This is a genomic window from Heliomarina baculiformis, assembly GCF_019966545.1.
Classification (GTDB): Bacteria; Pseudomonadota; Alphaproteobacteria; order Rhodobacterales; family Rhodobacteraceae; genus Heliomarina; species Heliomarina baculiformis.
On record NZ_JAIMIC010000007.1, the window covers coordinates 290,948 to 308,888 of the forward strand.

Genomic DNA, 17,941 nt, shown 5'->3' on the forward strand with positions numbered 1-17,941 from the left:
AGGCGTAGGTAAAGTTTTTTGAGCGCTCAAATAAATATTTTCTGCACAGGATGCCGCAATGTGCTACTGACTTCATCGAGAAGATGTGGAAAACACGTTGAACGAACAGAGGTTGAGGCCCGCCCATGACGATGCAGCCCGACGACACATTGCGGCCGCGCAAGGAACGCAAGGAAAACGCCGACAAACGGCGCCGGCAGGTGCTGGATGCGACCTGTCGCTCTATCGTGACGAACGGGTTGGTTAAGACGACGCTGGCGACGGTTGCGAAAGAAGCTGGCCTGTCGCAGGGCGTCGCGGTGTTCTATTTCAAATCAAAGAGCGGGTTGCTGACCGAGGCCCTACGGGATCTTTACCAATCTTACGAGGCGCATTGGAGCGCGGCTGTCGATGCGGCCCCGGAGGATCCGGTTTCCCGGCTGGTGGCGCTGATCCGGGCCGATTTCGACCCGAAGATCTGCAACCAGCAGACGCTTTCGATCTGGTACGCGTTCTGGGGCGAGCAGGCTTTTGTTCCGCAATACAGTGAGATCACCCGGGAATATGATGAGAACCGGGGTGGGGCGATCCGGGAGGCCTGTATGGACCTGCTGCCGGATGACCCGGTCCGCGCGGCAAATGTCGCCGACTGGATCGACACGTTGACAGACGGATACTGGCAGAACCTGCACCTGTTTCCGGCCAATACTGATAATGAAAAATCGCTGGCGGCATCGCTTGAATGTTTGAAAGCTCTGCTGCCCGAGTATGCGGAGGAAATCGCGACTGCCTAACAGGTCAGTCACCCATTTCTGCAAGCACCCATTTGTGGAAGTTGTGAATGTCAAATTCTTCGGGCATGAGCCGGCCTCTCTCGTAGGCGGGCGAGGCGATGCCTTTCTGGTTCAATTCACAGGCTGCTCCATCCTGTTCCATGACCAGCGTCGCAAATTCTGTGACGTTTTTCAGATCGAAACCGGGTGCGGCCATGGCTTCGGGCAGGAATAGCCATTCCGCGCGAAGTTTCGTCTTTTCGGGCCCTAACGGAGTGAGGGTTACCGAGCGCACGTAGTCAACATGCGCGACGATGAAGGCCGAGGGGTAGAGCGTCACGAAGTTATGCGCAGTTCTGCGTTCCGTCGTGGTGAGGTTGGGGAATTCGGGGCCGCAGGGCTGACCGTTTGCCGTCCATGTCTGCGCGCCTTCCTTGAGGGGAGACAGTTCGGCCCCGCCCAATTTGTTTTTGCGCTCGGCTTCGGACATCACGCCTTCGCGGTAGACGGGGACAAGATCGCTCAGCTCGGGGTGGATGCCCGGACAATGGAGGCATTCGTTGTAGTTTTCCCAGAAGATCTTCCAGTTGCAGTCCAGTTCCTTTTCAAAAACGTGGCCGCAGACGAGGTCATTCATTGGCCAGTTGTCGAGCGCGTTCAGTCCCATGTCCGGAGAGAGCGGTCCTGGATCTTTCGAGAGGGACAGGAAGACAAAACCGTTCCATTCCATCAGGGAGACGGGGAACAAGCTGTGTTCCGATTTGTTGAAATCGGCGGTGGGTTGGCCAAAGCCGGTCGAGATCAGGCGGCCGTCCGTAGCGTAGGACCACGCGTGATAGGGGCATCTGATCAGCTTGCCGCCGAATGACTCTTGCTGGGCCGTACACAGCGCTGCGCCGCGGTGACGGCAGACGTTATGGAAAGCGCTCAGTTCGCCATTGGCATCCGATACTACGAGCGCATCGGCGCTGCCAAGGGACCGCCGGGTGACGCTGCCCGCCGGGAAATCCGCGTTGCGGCCGACCATGACCCAGTTGTTCGACCAGATTGTCGCAAGTTCCTTGTTGTACCAGTCAATATCCGTATAGGCCGCCTTGGACAGCGTCTCGGGGCAGTGGTCGAGCAGGGGCGAGGGGGTCGGCGACTGAATTGTCATTGGCGGATTTCCGTTGGCTCGGGCAATTGGCTTCGCATGCCCGATCTCGAGACAATCGGGAGGGCGGTTGGAACAGAGCGTAGACCCCTGAACAGGGGTGCGACAAGAGTAAATTTATTTGAGCGCTCACATAATATACTGTTCGTGCAAGATTCGTGCAGACCTCACGACCTCGGCCTCTCGAAAAGGATGACTTGCCTTGGCCGCGGCGGTTTAACCGCTCGTATCCAGAACAGCAGACCACGTAAGGCTGCGCGCTTCGAGCGCGCTTTGCGCGTCGGCCGCCTTGGACAGCGGATAGATCTCGGGTGAAGGAATGCGGAGCTTTCCGCTTGAGATCGCTTCGAAGAGCAGCCGCGAGTATCTCTCCACCTGCGCAGCGCTTCCGACGTAATGCCCGTAATTGGGTCTGGAAAAGCGAAGCGACTTGGACGACATACGCCCGAGGTCATGGTGTCCGGGAGGACCGGAGGCTTCGCCAAAGCTTACGACGTGGCCCCGGATTGCCGCTGCCTCTAATGAGCCTTGAAGCGTGCTTTGCCCGACACCGTCAAAGATAACGTTGGCACCCAAGCCGTCGGTCAGGTCAAGCGTGGCTGCGACGAAGTCTTCCTGCCGGTAATTGATGGTGCAGTCAGCCCCGTTGGACAGGGCCATTTCGAGCTTTTCCGCGGAAGAAGCTGTTGCGATTACCCGCGCGCCCAGCGCTGTTGCCCATTGAACCAGCAGTTGACCAACGCCGCCTGAAGCAGCGTGGATGAGGACTATGTCATCAGGACCGACGGGCTGCACGTCATACAAAAGAAAACTCGCCGTCATGCCTTTTAGGAGCGTTCCGGCTGCCTGATCGTCGCTCAGCCTGTCAGGCAGTCTGACGAGCATCGATTCCGGCATGACCCGGTCCGTACAATAGGCGCCCACCGGCGCACAAGCATAGCCGACACGGTCGCCGGGACGCAAATCAGAGACCTCCGTCCCGACATTCGTCACAATGCCGACCGCTTCCATGCCGGGAATGCCGGGCGGGTCGATTAGGTCGAAATGGCCGGTTCGACAGTGGATGTCGATGAAATTGACGCCAACATATGTTTGATGCAGACGGACTTCGTTTGGACCAACAGGCGGAAGTTCGATTGGTTGAAACGACAGTACGTCGGGTCCGCCGTGTCTTTGAATGACGATTCCCATTGGTGTTTGGCTGCTGTTTTTTGGCGGGACCGAGGGCGGTTTCGACGGGGCCACCGGTTTGACAGGCTGCGGCGCACCCGAGAACCAGTCGTGCAAAGCGGAGAACCCGGCCCGGTAGATCTCATCTCTTACCAAGGCGATCAGGCGATTTCTTTCAGGCGCCGGCGGGTCGAAGGTGCTTGACCATTCAAGCAGTGTCCTGTCGCCGTCGGTGACCGGCCGCAGGCACATTTCCGCGACATAGCCCATGAGCGGCAATGGTGAATCGAGAAGGCAGTAGCGCAGCGACATGTCACGGTCGGAACAGGAAATCAGTTGTTCACGCAGGATGCTGCCATCGGTCAGGGAGAAATAGCGGACGCCACCGACGGTTTGCGATGCCAGGCCATCTTCGATCCGGCTGCTGGCGATTGCCGGATGCCAGCGGTCGTGGCTGTTGAAATCGCGTAGTAACGCCCAGACCGCACCGACCGGTGCGTCGATGACCGTGCTTTCGCGGACCGTATCCATCAGGCGTACGGTTTCCGTTTCAACTGAAACGTTTATTCAGTGCGTCGAAGGCGGTCTGGAAGACGCCCTGCCCGATCTGGTCGATCAGACCGGATTCGGCCTGTGGATCACAATCGAAATTCGCCTCCCACGAGGCAAAGGTCCGGTTGCCGTCGGTTACGGGGATGAGGGCAAGAGTCGCGATATAGTCGCGCACGCCCATGCCGCTCTCGAGAATGGAATAGGTGCAGCTCATATCGTAATCGGAAAGGGCCAGAAGCTGCTCGCGTATGGTGTCGCCGTTTCCAAGCTGAAAGTTCCGGATGCAGCCGATCTGATCCGGATGCATGCCGCCTTCGATGCGGCTTGCGGTGACGAAAGGTGTCCAATCCGGCAAACCGTTGAAATTGCGCACGATCCGCCAGACCGAGGTTACGGGAGCTGGCAGAACGGTAGATATATAGACTCTAGTCATCGTCGCGATCCTCTTTTTCAACGGTCTGGACCGACGCCTTGTCGCCCTTGGAAAGGCTGGCGATATCTTTGGCGTTGCGAAGGACGTCCGTCATCCGACCCATGGAGCTGCCTTCGATGCCGATTTCCTTCATCAGGTTGTCGATCATCGGAGCCTGCACGCGGTAGCGCAGGGCGCTGTCGATCACCTCGTCGGTGACGTTCTTGCCGCCTGACGCGCCACCGCCGTTCATCCCGTCCACATGCAGGATCTTGATCCCGTCGATCTTTTCCATAGGCCGGACGCTTTCGCGAACGATGCCTTCGAGACGGTCCAGCAGGGCCGCGCGGAGACGGCCGGCGCGGGCGTCTTCGGACAGAACGTTTTCGGCCTCGTTGAGTTGACGCGCGCCTTCGGCATCCACGCCGAATTTCTCGGCAGCAGCAGCGGCGAGGATCTTTTCGGCCTCAGCAGCAGCCGCAGCGGCGATGCGGCGGGCTTCGGCTGTCGACTTGGCCGCTTCCATCTCGGCCTGCGCCTTGGCGGTAAGGGCCAGAGCTTCGCGTTCAGCTTCGCGATGGGCGGCGATCATGTCGGTCATCTTGCGACGCTCGGCGATCTCGCGTTCGCGCATGGTAAAGGCCTGTTCCTCGGCCTGGATGGCCTTACCGCGCTGGGTCTCGGCGGCGGCGACGGCGATGCTGCGTTCCTCGCTTTTCTTCGCCAGTGCGATGGCCCGGTCCTCACGGGCGAGATCGACCTTGAGATCGAGTTCAACCGCGATCTGGCGCAACTCCTGATCGGTGAGAAGCTGGGCCTCTTTCACGCCGCGTTCTGCGGTCAGACGGGCGCGTTCGATTTCCTCGTCCGAGGCAATCTCCGCTTCTTGAACAGCCTGACGTTTGGCGACCTGAAGGGATTCAAGATGCCGTTCGCGGGCGATGCGCAATTCGTCTAGCGCGCGATCCTGGGCAAGTTTTTCGGCCTCGGCTCCTTGATTGGCGACGATTTCGGCGCGACGGCGGGCGCTTTCCGCTTTGGCCAGTTCCTGTGCCTTGATCGTCAGGGCAATTTTGCGGTCCTGTTCGGCGAGTTCAAGCGCGCTTTGCCGTGCGATATTGAGCCTTTCCTGCGTTTCCGCGCGGGCAATGCGTGCCTCTTCAAGGGCAAGTTCCAGCGCGATGGCTTCCTTCTCCGTCAGTTCGCGCATCTTGAGATCGGCCTCGTCCAGCGCGCGGCGGCGTTTCAGATCGAGCTTCTGGGCTTCTTCCTCTTTCTCTATCCGTTCCTGTGTAAGACGGCGTTCCTGCATAACGCGGGCGATTTCGACAGCTTCGCTGGATTGCAGCCTTGCCTGTTCCGCTTCCTGATCGCGCATGGCCCGTTCGCGGACCAGTTCGGTTTTCTGTGCAGCGCGGCGGGTTTCGATTTCCTGCTCTTGCGCAAGCTGGGCGTATTCGGTCTCGCGGTCAATTTCGAGAACCTTGCGCTGGGTGTCGAGATTCTGGTTCCGGATTTCGACTAGGGTGCGCTGTTCGATCTCGTTCCGGAGCTTGCGGCGGGTTTCGATGGTTTCGGTCAGTTGGGTCAGGCCCTCGGCGTCAAAGCTGTTGGACGGATCGAAGTATTCCAGCCCAGTCTGGTCGAGATCGACGATGGACACGTTTTCAAGTTCAAGCCCGTTGGCTGAAACGGTGCCTTCGGCAAGGGCTCGGACGGCTTCGGCATAGTCATGGCGGTTTTCATGCAGCTCTTCGAGCGAGCGTTGCGCCGCGACAGAACGCATGGCGGCGGAAAATTTGCCTTCGAGAAGTTCGGTAAGTCCGGCACGGTCCAGCGTTCTGCGACCAAGCGACTGGGCGGCGGCGGCGACCTGATCTTTCGATGCGCCGACGCGAACGAAGAATTCCGCATTCAGATCGACACGCATCCGGTTCTTTGTGATCAGGGCGTGATCGTTTTCGCGAACCACGCTGATGCGCAGGACCCCCATGTTCACAGGCGTAATCTCATGAAGGACCGGTATGACAAAGGCGCCGCCGTTCACCACGACCTTTTCGCCCATGAAACCCGTGCGAACAAAGGCCGTATCCTTGGTCGACCGCCGATAGAGCCATCGGAGGATGTAGACCGCAACCGTTATCACGATCGCGGCGACGATGATCCACAACAGGAGTGCGCCAATTAGATCCGAGGACATTTCGATTTCTCCTATGCGGTCGAGTTACGAGAACCTGATTGATTTGAATTTGCGGGTCTGGTCGGTGAGCGCGCGTTCTGTCGGAAGCCTCTCCATCGAAGACGCGCCGTAGAAGCCGTGGCAGTGTTCGGCGTGGCGCAGCACATAGGCCGCGTCGTCGGGTTCGGCGACCGGGCCGCCGTGCACCAGCACCAGCACGTCCTCGCGGATTTCCATCGCGGCCTTGGCCCAGCGATCGACGATTTCTGGCACCTGTTTGAGTGTCGTGGCAGTTTCCGCGCCGATGCTGCCCCCCGTGGTCAGGCCCAGATGGCAGACTATGATGTCCGCGCCGGCGCGGGTCATAGCGCGGGCGTCTTCTTCGGAAAACACGTAGGGCGTGGTGAAAAGACCCTTTTCATGAGCCGCTGCGATCATGTCGACTTCGAGCTGGTAGGACATGCCGGTTTCCTCGAGGTTTGCGCGGAACATCCCGTCGATCAGCCCGACGGTCGGAAAGTTCTGAACGCCTGCGAACCCGACGCGCTTGAGGTCGTCGAGAAAGCTTGAGAAGAGACAGAACGGGTCGGTCCCGTTCACGCCAGCGAGCACCGGCGTGTGCTTGACCACGGGCAGGACCTCGCTCGCCATTTCCATGACGATATCGTTCGCATTGCCGTAGGCCATCATTCCGGCCAGCGAACCGCGCCCGGCCATGCGATACCTTCCGGAGTTGTAGATGACGATCAGATCGATGCCGCCTTCTTCTTCGCATTTTGCGGAGAGTCCGGTGCCCGCCCCGCCACCGACAATGGGAATACCCGCTTTCCGCATTTCTTGGAATTTGGCGACAAGCGCCGCTCGGTCATGGTGCGACATCAGGCATTCCTTTTTCTGGCAGAGTGAAGAACAGGCATGGCGTCCAGAACCGCGTTTGCGAATTCTTCGGAGTTGATGTGAGCGTTGATGCGGGTAACCCGGCGGTTGCTTCCCTGGTTCACGTTGCTCTCAATCGCATTGAACAGGGCTTCGCGGGCCTCGGGGTCGTGGAATGGCTGACCCGGCGCGTCGAGCGCGGAAATGCCGCCTTCGGGTAGCAGGAATGTCATAGGTCCCTGCATCTGGTTGAGGCGCTGGGCGATCCACTCCCCGATTTGCCTGCATTCCTGGGCGGTCGTGCGCATCAGGGTGACGCTATCATTGTGGATCACGAATTTCCGCGAGGAGAACCTTTCCGGCAGCGTGTTGCGCGGCCCGAAGTTTACCATGTCGAGGGCGCCGACTGATCCGACATAGGGAACACTGGTGCGGATGATCGCGCCGAAACGATCCTCGGTGGCTCGGAACACGCCGCCAACCAGCATGTCGGCAACCTCGGTTGTGGTAAGATCGAGTACGGTTTCTATGTCGCCGTTGTCGACAAGGGATTCCATCGAGCGACCGCCGATACCCGTCGCATGAAAAGTGAGGCAATCGAAATCAGGCTCTAACTGGCTTGTAAGCCTCTGTATTAGAGGAGTCGTGACGCCAAACATCGTCAGAGCAACGGTTGGTTTCGCCTCTGAAGTGAGGGTCTTATCGGCACGGGACGACGGTAGATCGGTCGCCATTCCTGCCATCGCGCGCGCTGCATTGCCCAGAACCTTTTGCGTAATACGGTTCAGCCCCTGAACGTCTGCGACGGAATGCATCATCATGATATCGGAGGATCCGACATATTGCGCGACGTCGCCGGCTGCGACCGTGGAAACCATGATCTTGGGGATTCCAAAGGGCAGCGCCCGCATACCGGCGGTAGCCAGGCTTGTACCCCCCGAACCGCCCGCTGAAAGAATGCCGCCGATACCGCGTTCCCGCGCGATCCAGGTTTCGAATGCCTTGGCCATGGCGCTGACCGACTGCCCGCGATCTCCTGTCATCACGGATTGGGTGCCGCCACGTGCCATGATGGCGATCTGCGCAGGGGTGACGTCCGCGCGGGACGGCTTGCCGGATGTCGACAGGTCGACTGTCTTGACCGGTAAGCCGAGCGCCTTGATCCGATCCGCCATGTAGTTCAATTCGCGGGCTTTAGTGTCGAATGTACCCACCACTAGCACGGTCCGACCAACCCGTTCCGCATAAGGGATATGAAACACGTTCTCAGGTATTGGCTTGGGCGTGGGTTTGCTGTCCACCACGGTCGCGTTGGGCACATTCCAACGGTTCGGCATTTGAGTCACCGGGTGGAAGTCAGAGACCTTCTGATCTCCGCTGCGATTGACCCTGTAGACCTCGGCCATCTGCTCGGCGACGACAGCCTGTTCGCCGGGAGACGGCTCGGGCATTTCATCTTCGCTGTGGCGTCCCACGCCAAGCAGGCGTTGTTGCAAATCCCGATCCGCAGCCAGTGCTTTTGCATCCATGATACGGTTGATCCGACCGTTCACCATGATCCCGACCCGGTCGGAAACGGACGTGGCAACGCCAATGTTCTGTTCGATGACGAGGATCGCCATTTCATCTTCGGTGGCGAGACGGACCAGCATGTCACGCACCTGATCCACGATCACCGGGGCCAGACCTTCGGTCGGTTCATCCATGATCATCAGTTTCGGGTCGGACAGTAATGCGCGGGAGATTGCAAGCATTTGCTGTTCCCCGCCCGAAAGCTGGGCGCCGCCGTTGTTGCGCCGTTCGGCCAGCCGGGGAAATGTCTGATAAATCCGCTCCGGGCTCCAGCTGGCGTCGCGCGTGGTCTTGGCCGCGAGTCGCAGATGTTCGTCGACCGTCAGGCTTGGCCATACCCGGCGTCCCTGCGGAACATATCCGATGCCGAGCCGGTGAATTTCATGTGGTTCGAGGTGGGAAATTTCGCGGCCCATCGCGCGGATCGATCCGCTTTCGGCCTTTTTCAGCCCTGTGATAGTGTTGCACAGGGTCGTTTTACCCATGCCATTACGCCCGACGATGGAAAGAACGCCGGTTTCGAGCGTAAAGCCGACACCTTGCAGCGCATGGCTTTCGCCATAATAGACTTGCAGATCTTCCACCTGAAGAACGGCCTTACCGCGACGTTCAGCCATGACCGTCTCCTAGGTAGATAGCCTGAACTTCGGCGTCATTTTCGATTTCTTCCGGCGTGCCTTCCTTGAAGACGCGGCCATTATGCATCATCGAAACATACTCCGAGACGCGCAGCGCCACGTCGAGATCGTGTTCGATGATGACGTATCCGATATGCGATGGCAGGGCGCCGAGTATGGCGACGAGATCACGCCTTTCGGTTGGCGAAAGACCGGCCGCCGGTTCATCGAACAGGATGAAACGGGGCGCGCCTGCCAGAGCAAAGGCGATTTCAAGCTGCCGCTTGCGACCATGAGATAGTGTCGCGACCTGAAGATCGGCGTCGTCGTATAGATGAACGGCCATGAGGATCGACCGGGCCTGTTCCATATTGGCGTCCGTATCGCGGGGCCGGAGCAACGAGAACCGGCGGCGCGAGACGCCACGACAAGCGAGATAAACGCTTTGGAGAATTGTCAGCCCGTCGAAGAGCTGTGAAATCTGGTAGGTCCGGCGCAAACCGCGCCGAATCCTGTCGTGTGCAGGGATTGATGTGATGTCTTCGCCGAAAAAGCGGATCCGCCCGAACGTACAGTCGAAATCCCCTGTAATCGCATTGAATAGAGTCGTTTTTCCGGCTCCATTCGATCCCAGAACCGCGCGGCGTTCACCTGCGGCGATCTTCATATTGATATCGGACAGCGCCACGAGGGCACCGAAATGACGTGCCACGCCATCCAGCTCCAGCGCATAAGAGCCGGTGCTGGACAGAGGGGTGTTTTCACTTAGCAATGCCATATCAGGCGCCAGTCCGAAACATCAGGGGCAGCTTGGGTTTTCGCGGCTGACCGCGCCGAGCGCCCTGAACTCTTCCTTGTCGATGCCGAGGGTCTGATTGACCTGCGGCGTGGTCTGGATGAGCTTGTTCACGAGGTTGCCATCCGGTCCCTCGACCACTTCGGTCAGGTAGATGTCGGCAATCGCGTTGCGATTTTCATCGAGTGAGACCTTGCCGGTCGGGGTCTCGAATTCGAGATTGGCAAGGGCTTCGCGGTAGGCTGTCGGGTCGGAGAGATCACCGCCCGTTTCCTCAAGCGCCAGCAGGGCTGCTTTCATCCCGATGTAGTACCCATGCGCAAAGAGCGAGGGCGACGGGAACGCGCCATCAGTTTTCTTGTACTCTTCGACGAAGGAAAGCCACGCTTCGCTGTCATTGGTATCGGCTGTGGGACCGGCCGCCGGCGTTCCGATCAGGATATCACGCAGGCGTCCTTCGGAGGTCAGCACAGTCTGGTCAACCGTAATGGACCCGCCGATTAGCGGAGCCTCGCCCCCGGCCTGCTGGTACTGGCTGAGGAAGTTCACCGCATCGGCACCGCCCAGCGCGACATAGATCGCATCTACATCATCAGGGATAGCGGCAATGACCGACGAGTAGTCCTTGTTCCCGATTGGCACCCACGACTTGGAGGGAACGGTGCCGCCTGCATTGCAGAATTCAGCCATAAAGCCAAAGACCTGCGTGTAAGGGAAGGAGTAATCCTCGGCTACGGTTGCGACGGACTGGTAGCCCTTTTCATTATAGACATAGGTGCCCAAGCCGGCCATCCACTGCGCGCCATCTGTCGAGAAGCGGAAGAAGTTGTCGGCCGGATCCCGGAACGTCGTGTCCTGCGCGGCGGACGACCCGTTGATGAAGGTCACATCGGGTTGCGTCTTGGCGTAGTCCTTGACGGCAATGCCTTCGTCCCCGGAAAGAGGCCCGACGAGCACCTTTACGCCGTCTTGTTCGACCAGCTTTCGTGCAGCGCGCACCGCGCTATCGGGAGAGGCATCCGAAGAGCCGCGAATGATCTCGATCTCATGTCCGGCAACTTCACCGCCGAATTCGTTGACGGCGGTCATCGCGCCGCGTTCGCCGTCTTCGCCGAGCACGGTAAACGCGCCTTCGAAGGTGGCCAGCAAGCCGATCTTGATCGCGCCATCTTGTGCAAGCGCGATGCCCGGAAGCGTGAGCGCCGTGGACAGCGTCAGCGCGAGCAGGTTGCGTTTTGTGATCCTCATGTCTTTTTCCTCCCTGGAAGTTTGAATTGGATCGTCTTTCCGGAACCCTCTCCTCAGGGGTCCGGTCGTAATGAGTTCTGTTTCAAATAGGGTTTCGCCTTCTCCCAGAGGCCGAGCATGCCGTCAGGCGATAACAAGACCACGCCCAGGAAAACGAGGCCGATCAGGGTGTTGAAGCGTTCCGCACCCACGATATCGATGGCAAAGGTCTGCATCATAACGACAAGGATCGCGCCGAGGAACGGCCCGATGGGATGTCGCAATCCCCCGATGACGGCGATGATGAGAACATTGACCGCCGCGCCGACCCCGATGGTGCCGGGGCTGATACGACCCTGGAACCAGACGAGCAACACTCCGGCTAACCCAGCAATCGCGCCGGAGAGAAACCAGGCAAAGACCTTGTGCGCTGTCGTGTTATAGCCGATGGCGCGCATCCTGCGCTGGTTGTCGCGAGTCGCCTGAAGCGTGAGACCAAAGGTCGATTGAGCGCCATAGAGAACTGCCGCGTAGCAGAGCGAAGCCGTGCCAAGGCAGAGGTAATAGAAGGGCAATGGATCGCGCCAGTTGACGCCGAATACCTCGGGGGCGCGCAGACCCGCGTAGCCCGGAAAGCCGTTGAATAGAGTATAGTTTTGCTGGGCAAAGTAGAAAGCCGCCGTGGCAACGGCGAGGGTGATCATGATCGTATAGATGCCCTCGGTTCTCACGGCGATCAGCCCGATCAGGGCAGACGCTGTGGCTGCGAAAAGAACCGCGACTGGAACATAGATCCACCATGGCCAGCCAAAACCCATCACGTCAGAACTGTTTTCACCGAAAATCGCGACGCTGTACCCGGCGACCCCGACAACCGTGATCTGCGCGAGGCTGACCATGCCGCCATATCCCGCCAGCAGCATCAGCGAGAGCGCGATCATCCCGAAAATCAGGGTATAACCGCCGATCTGGGTCAGGAAAAAGTCAGAGGCGACGGCCGGGTATAGGATCAAAAGGACGGCCAGAATGATGTTGCCCGCGCCGATATGCCGGATAAAAGCGGGCCCGGACTGGTTTTCATCGCGAAGGGTTTCGATCAAACTCACAGCCGTTTCCCCATAATTCCTTCGGGGCGGATTGCCAGTGTAACGACCATGATCACGAAGGTCAGGACGACGCCGTATGTCGGGAAATAGACGAGGCCGATCTGTTCCGCGAGCCCGATGAGCAGCGCGCCAATCGCGGCGCCGGTGATAGATCCCATGCCGCCGACGATGACGACTACAAGGCTTGCCAGCAGGTAACGGATGTCTTCGCCGGGCGCGACAGAGAGAGCAGATCCGCCGATAACACCCGCCAGCCCCGCCAGTCCGGCGCCAAGTGCGAAAACGCCTGCAAAGACATAGTGGACGTTCACGCCCGAGGCCGAGAGCATCTCGCGGTCATCGACACCGGCGCGGATCATCATGCCGATGCGGGTCTTGTTAAGAGTCAGCCAAAGCGCCACGCCGATTGCCACAGCCACGCCGAGGACGATCAACCGATACAGGGGGTACTTAAGAAACACGAGGGTGCCGTTCGACCGCTCTGCCGTGACAACCGGCAGTTTGATCGCACCGCTGATCCATTCGGGCGTCAGAATTTGATAGGTGCCGCCAGACCAAACGGCCAGCATGAGATCGGCTGCCACGATGGAAATGCCGATGCTGACCAGTGTCTGGCGCAGATCGTCGCCTTCGAGACGGCGAAAGACCAGTATCTGCATGATCAGACCCACGAGGGCGATGGCGATAAAGGCGCCGCCGACTCCGATAAACCAGTTGCCTGTACGCGTCGCGATTTCATACCCGACATAGGCGCCAAGAAGGTAGAGAGAGCCATGTGCGAGGTTCACGTTGCGCATTAGCCCGAAGATCAGGGTAAAGCCGCTCGCGACGAGAAAGTAGAGACCCGCCAGCGTCAGCCCGTTGAGGATCGCGCTGAGAAAGGCCTTTTTAGAGATCAGTATTGCGTCAAGCCAATCCGGCCATTGGGCGACGATCATCCATATGAGCACCAGTCCGACAAGGACGCCGAAACCGACCCAGATCTGCTTCCGGGTTGGCCCCTTCGGCGGGCTGGACAGCTCGTCGCGGAGATTACTGGTTTCGCTCATGCGATCAGTCGACGCCTTTGTTCCTGTGCCTGAGGCGCCTTGTGAAACTTGCCGTCTTTCATAATCGCAAGGATGCGTTTCTGATCCTGAAGGATGCGGACGTCGGAAATTGGATCTCCGTCGATGAGGATGAGATCGGCAAGGTAGCCTTCCTTGATCAAGCCAAGCTCATCTCCCATCTGCATGATCTGGCCGCCATACTTGGTGCCGGCCTGAATCGCTTCCATGGGACTGAAGCCCAGCATATCGACGAAGGTCTCGATGTCCTTGGCGTTGGTGCCCTGGGGGGTCCAGGCAAAGCCGTAATCCCCGCCGATGCAGATGCGGATGCCGCGGCGGTGCATCTTTTTCATCGTATCGATGCACATCTCCAATTCGCGTTCGTATTCCATCGCGATCGGCGATCCGGGTTTGATCCCCCATTCTTCGGCATAGCGTGCGGTATTGATCAGCCATGCGATGCCCGGCGCGACAAAGTGCCTGTCCTTGGCCGCTTCGAGCATGTCGAGGCTTTCCTCGTCGGCGAAGGAGGCATGGTAGATGTTCGTGATCCCGTGGCGGATGCATTGCTTGACTGACCCCGAGGAACGGGCATGGGCCGATAGTGTCTTGTGGCGACAGCGGGCTTCCTGCACGGCCATTGCGACTTCCTCCTCGGACATGGGCGTTTCTTCAGCGCCCATTCCGGTGATCGCTTCACCGCTGAGGTTCAGCTTGATGCTGTCGACACCATATTTGATCAGCGTCCGGACGGTCCGGCGAACTTCCTCCGGACCTGAGACAACCAGTCCAAGGTTTAATCCTTCGTGCGGAATGTGGCTTGGCGCGGCATCGCCGAGGCCGCCGACTGTGGTGATCTCGGGGCCCGCCGACAGATAGCGTGGCCCGGGAAAACGGCCTTCATTGATAAAGCGTTTGGCCACGACATCGAGCCTCGGTTTTGCAGCGGCTGCCCCCCTGCCTGCGGTGAAACCAGCATCGAGAACGAGCTTGGCCATTTCCATGGTGACCAGCATGTGTTCTTCCAGTTCCATCATCTGGATCGGGTCGATGCCCGGCGCGTTGTTCCAGCTCAGGTGAAGATGTGCATCGATCATGCCGGGCATCAGCGTCGCGCCCATCCCGTCGATTACCTTGGCACCCCCGTAGGAAGAACCGCCAAACCGGGCGCCGCCTCGGGAAATGCGCGAGATACGGTTACCTTTTACGACGACCTCGCCGGTATAAGGATTTTCGCCCGTCGCATCGAGCACGCGCACATTCGTGAAAACAATCTCGCTGTTTCCGTTCCAATCCGTTTCAGCCATGTGTTCCTCCCAAAACTGGCCGCCTCCCTTGTGTCGCGCGCGTCAGATCCTGTGACGTTGCAGGAACTCTCGCGTTGCGTTCGCACAATCAGTTGGCCGTTCAATCGGGGTCCAGTGGCCGCATCCTGGTACGATGCGAATTTCGGAGCCCTCGATATTTTCGTTAAGCAACCGGGCCATGCTGACCGGAGCGACCGGATCATGTTCTCCGGTAATCAGCAGAACCGGCGTTTTGATCTTGGGCCAGAGTGCTGCTTTCGCGCCGGAGAGGGCCTCGCAGTTCTGTGCATATCCCTCGGGCGGCTGCCGCATCAGGGATTCACGCACGAATGCAGCGGCGACCGGGTTATTGCGGTGGGTCTCGGGCGCCAGCGTCGCTTTTGAAATCTGGTCGGCGATCCCATCCATCCCATTTTTCCGAACGCCAGCGGCCCGGTCGAGCAGCCCTTTGCGGGCCGCATCCGGCGGTTCCGTCAACGCGCCGAAGAGCACCATCGAGGCGACCAGTTCAGAACGGGTTTCGGCCAGTTTCTGACAGACGAGCGTTCCCATGGAATGTCCAAGCAGGTGGCAGCGTTCCAAGCCGGTGGCTTGAATCCAGTCGGCTACGAGATCGACAATCACATCGAGGGTCAGCCGGGCGTGCGGAAGCCCGGTTCGAGCAGCCCCCGGCATGTCCGGTCTGACGCAGCGGTATGTTGTCAGCTCAGGCATCAGAGCTTCGAATGTGTTCGACGATCCGCCCAACCCATGAATCATCACGACTGGATCCCCGTCACCAGCATCGTCCGAAACAAGGGTGAAGCGGTTGTTCATGATGCCCGTACCGGGTTTTCGAGATAGCCGATCTGGTCAATTTCGACCCGCATGAGGTCTCCGTCCACGAGATATTTCGGTGGTTTGAAGCCGATGCCCACGCCTTCGGGTGTTCCGGTCGCGATCACATCGCCCGGTTTCAGGCTCGCGCCAGCAGAGATGGTTTCAATCAGTGTCGGGATGTCGAAAATGAGATCCCTGACGGAGGCGTCCTGTCGCATTTCGCCGTTGATGGCGCATCGTACCCGCATGGAGTCGAGATCGACCTCATCTGCCGTCACGACCCACGGTCCCATCGGGCAGAACGTGTCCTGAGATTTACCGATCAGCCATTGACTGTATTTGCCCTGCAGATCGCGGGCGGTGACATCGTTGATGATGGTATAGCCCCAAACGTGGTCCATCGCCTCATTAGCGGAAATGCCGCGCCCGCCTTTGCCAATGATCACGCCAAGTTCGGCCTCGTAGTCGATGGAGGTAGATACGTTTGGGTCAAGCCGCACCTCGGCACCCGGTCCGACAACTGTTTCCGGCACCTTGGAGAAGATAATCGGGTCTTTTGGGACCACAGAATTGGCGGCGCTTGAGTCGAAACCGCTGTTGGCGAATTCCTCTGCATGCGCGTGGTAGTTCTTGCCGACGCAGAAGATGTTGCGTGATGGACGCGGGATAGGAGCGCAAAGTTTCACCTGGCTTAATGGGATTGGCTCCATCTGCCGGGGCATCTCGCTCCTACCGATGAGAACAGCCACACCTTGCGCGGCTTCCTCAAGGGTGAGGTCGAACGGGCGCACTGTACTGCCATCAGGATCAACAAGCCCAACCCGCCTTTCAGATTGAATTTCAAATGTGGCGAGTTTCATCCGGCACTCCTCCCAAAGTGAACCGATCCATTTATTGGTTCAATATTTTTGATCTGTAAACCCTATTTTGTTGCCTTGGTGAAATTTAGTAAGTATTGGATCAGGAAGTTTTTAAACTCGACTGCAACGATTTCCGCTTTTTCGGTCAGGACAGTCCCTGTTCCTGTTGTTGGCCAGAATGTTATCAGCCTTGAAAAGTTCCAGAATCTGAGCCGGACACGCCATTGGTTCAGAACCTAGAAGAGGACCTGAATGTCGCGTGTGAAGTCCAAAGATATTACCCAGTCGCTGCGGGCGCGTATCGCAGAGGCAGAGTGGGGTGCAGATCAGAAATTACCGAACGAGAGAGAGCTGGCTCAGGAGTATGGAGTTGCGCGGAATACGGTGCGCCGGGCGATCTCCGAGCTTTCCGAACAAGGCATACTGACGCGGCATGTCGGCCGGAGCACCGTCATCAACGAAACAGCCGTACTGGGTAGCAGCGATCTGTCTGATATCATCCGCAGTCTCAATGAAATCAGTCCCTTCGATATCATGAATATGCGTCTGATAATCGAACCTCAGGCTGCGGCCAGTGCCGCGACGATGGGTTCCGACAACGAGCTCGAGGCGATGGAAGAGATACATCAGAAGTCGATCGAGATGGAGGATCGGGAGAAGTTCGAGAAATTGGACATGGCGTTTCACGAAGCCATCTTTGCAGCTACACGGAATGAGCTGCTCAGGAACCTGAACGAAATTTCGTGTATCGTTCGGCGGCGGTCGACCGTGGCGGCAATTCGCAAGAATGGGTTCAGCGAAGCGCGGAGAATCGAGAGTATTGCGCAGCATCGGTCGATCCTTGATGCGCTTAAAGCCAGAAATCCCGAAGCAGCGGCAGAGGCCATGAAGCTGCATCTGGCTGTGCGCAGCCGGAACATTTTTGGTGGCGATACACCCGACCACATGCCGATTGGACAGGTTCTATGAACGGGCCGGAGATCGCGGTCCTTCCGGAACATGATGACGATCAGGAGTTAATGAGCGTCCTTCGGCGGATTGCCGGGACAAGCCCTCGCGACATCATGGAAGTACGTATGATCGTCGAGCCAAAGGCTGCCGCTGTATCGGCAGCCAACGCTCGGCCCGCCGACCTTGTGGCGATACGAAACGCGCATGATCTGGCGGTAGCGTCGATGGAATCCGGGACCTTCGAGGCATGGGACGGGGAGTTCCATAAACGCATTTTCGAAAGCACCCGGAATGATTTCCTGACGACATTGCACGATATTCTGAACGCGATCCGGATGCGGGAAAACTGGGTCGAAATCAAACGCCGTACCTTTGATCCCGAGCAGCGCATAATCTATTGCGATGAACATGCTGCCATCTACGCCGCAATCGAATCCCGTGATCCTGCGCGCGCTGCGAGTGAGATGCGCCGACATATCAGAACGATCAGCCGAAACTTGTTCTGACAGCAGAGCAAGATAACCGTTACAGGCTGGTCACGTC

The 17,941-nt window shown here is 58.6% G+C and carries 16 protein-coding genes; 3 read left to right on the forward strand and 13 right to left on the reverse strand.

All coding sequences use genetic code 11. The annotated features are described in order from the left end of the window. The first annotated feature begins 125 nt into the window (after positions 1-125). Positions 126-773, forward strand: coding sequence for a TetR family transcriptional regulator C-terminal domain-containing protein (locus MF268_RS17710; protein ID WP_238372190.1), 648 nt, complete (start codon positions 126-128; stop codon positions 771-773). A 4-nt stretch (positions 774-777) separates the two neighbouring features. Here the strand turns inward: MF268_RS17710 and MF268_RS17715 are convergent, their stop codons facing one another. From MF268_RS17715 to MF268_RS17775, 13 genes are all read right to left on the reverse strand, one after another. Further along, complete coding sequence (locus MF268_RS17715; protein WP_238372191.1) at positions 778-1,908, reverse strand: aromatic ring-hydroxylating oxygenase subunit alpha; 1,131 nt, start codon at positions 1,906-1,908, stop codon at positions 778-780. Between the two features lie 213 nt (positions 1,909-2,121). Continuing rightward, positions 2,122-3,606, reverse strand: a complete 1,485-nt coding sequence (locus MF268_RS17720) for a zinc-binding dehydrogenase (protein ID WP_238372192.1) — start codon at positions 3,604-3,606, stop codon at positions 2,122-2,124. A gap of 19 nt (positions 3,607-3,625) precedes the next feature. Next, positions 3,626-4,060 carry an SRPBCC family protein gene (locus tag MF268_RS17725; RefSeq protein ID WP_238372193.1) on the reverse strand — a complete coding sequence of 145 codons (435 nt, stop codon included), beginning with the start codon at positions 4,058-4,060 and terminating at the stop codon, positions 3,626-3,628. Further along, the gene (locus MF268_RS17730) at positions 4,053-6,239 is read right to left on the reverse strand and encodes a flotillin family protein (RefSeq protein WP_238372194.1); all 2,187 of its coding nucleotides are present in this window, start codon (positions 6,237-6,239) and stop codon (positions 4,053-4,055) included. Before MF268_RS17730 ends, MF268_RS17725 begins: the two co-directional genes overlap by 8 nt. A gap of 24 nt (positions 6,240-6,263) precedes the next feature. Then, positions 6,264-7,097 carry a phosphoenolpyruvate hydrolase family protein gene (locus MF268_RS17735; protein WP_238372195.1) on the reverse strand — a complete coding sequence of 278 codons (834 nt, stop codon included), beginning with the start codon at positions 7,095-7,097 and terminating at the stop codon, positions 6,264-6,266. Further along, a complete protein-coding gene (locus tag MF268_RS17740) occupies positions 7,097-9,283 on the reverse strand; it encodes an ABC transporter permease (protein WP_238372196.1) in 2,187 nt (728 codons plus the stop codon). Before MF268_RS17740 ends, MF268_RS17735 begins: the two co-directional genes overlap by 1 nt. After that, entirely contained in the window at positions 9,276-10,061 is a 786-nt protein-coding gene (locus tag MF268_RS17745; RefSeq protein WP_238372197.1) for an ABC transporter ATP-binding protein, read from the reverse strand. Before MF268_RS17745 ends, MF268_RS17740 begins: the two co-directional genes overlap by 8 nt. 21 nt (positions 10,062-10,082) lie before the next feature. After that, the gene (locus MF268_RS17750) at positions 10,083-11,327 is read right to left on the reverse strand and encodes an ABC transporter substrate-binding protein (RefSeq protein WP_238372198.1); all 1,245 of its coding nucleotides are present in this window, start codon (positions 11,325-11,327) and stop codon (positions 10,083-10,085) included. 53 nt (positions 11,328-11,380) lie between these two features. After that, positions 11,381-12,412, reverse strand: coding sequence for a branched-chain amino acid ABC transporter permease (locus MF268_RS17755; RefSeq protein ID WP_238372199.1), 1,032 nt, complete (start codon positions 12,410-12,412; stop codon positions 11,381-11,383). Continuing rightward, positions 12,409-13,461: a branched-chain amino acid ABC transporter permease gene (locus MF268_RS17760; RefSeq protein WP_238372200.1), complete on the reverse strand. Its 1,053-nt coding sequence runs from the start codon at positions 13,459-13,461 to the stop codon at positions 12,409-12,411. The genes MF268_RS17755 and MF268_RS17760 overlap by 4 nt, the downstream gene beginning before the upstream one ends. Next, complete coding sequence (locus tag MF268_RS17765) at positions 13,458-14,768, reverse strand: metal-dependent hydrolase family protein (RefSeq protein WP_238372201.1); 1,311 nt, start codon at positions 14,766-14,768, stop codon at positions 13,458-13,460. The genes MF268_RS17760 and MF268_RS17765 overlap by 4 nt, the downstream gene beginning before the upstream one ends. Positions 14,769-14,810: 42 nt before the next feature. Further along, entirely contained in the window at positions 14,811-15,584 is a 774-nt protein-coding gene (locus MF268_RS17770) for an alpha/beta fold hydrolase (RefSeq protein WP_238372202.1), read from the reverse strand. Then, the gene (locus MF268_RS17775; RefSeq protein WP_238372203.1) at positions 15,581-16,447 is read right to left on the reverse strand and encodes a fumarylacetoacetate hydrolase family protein; all 867 of its coding nucleotides are present in this window, start codon (positions 16,445-16,447) and stop codon (positions 15,581-15,583) included. Before MF268_RS17775 ends, MF268_RS17770 begins: the two co-directional genes overlap by 4 nt. Before the next feature lie 252 nt (positions 16,448-16,699). Here MF268_RS17775 and MF268_RS17780 point away from each other — a divergent pair, with 252 nt between their 5' ends. Both MF268_RS17780 and MF268_RS17785 read left to right on the forward strand, forming a co-directional pair. Beyond that, a complete protein-coding gene (locus MF268_RS17780) occupies positions 16,700-17,416 on the forward strand; it encodes a FadR/GntR family transcriptional regulator (RefSeq protein WP_238372204.1) in 717 nt (238 codons plus the stop codon). Next, positions 17,413-17,904 (forward strand): FadR/GntR family transcriptional regulator, encoded by a 492-nt coding sequence (locus tag MF268_RS17785; RefSeq protein ID WP_238372205.1) that lies wholly within the window; start codon positions 17,413-17,415, stop codon positions 17,902-17,904. The genes MF268_RS17780 and MF268_RS17785 overlap by 4 nt, the downstream gene beginning before the upstream one ends. Positions 17,905-17,941: the final 37 nt, after the last annotated feature.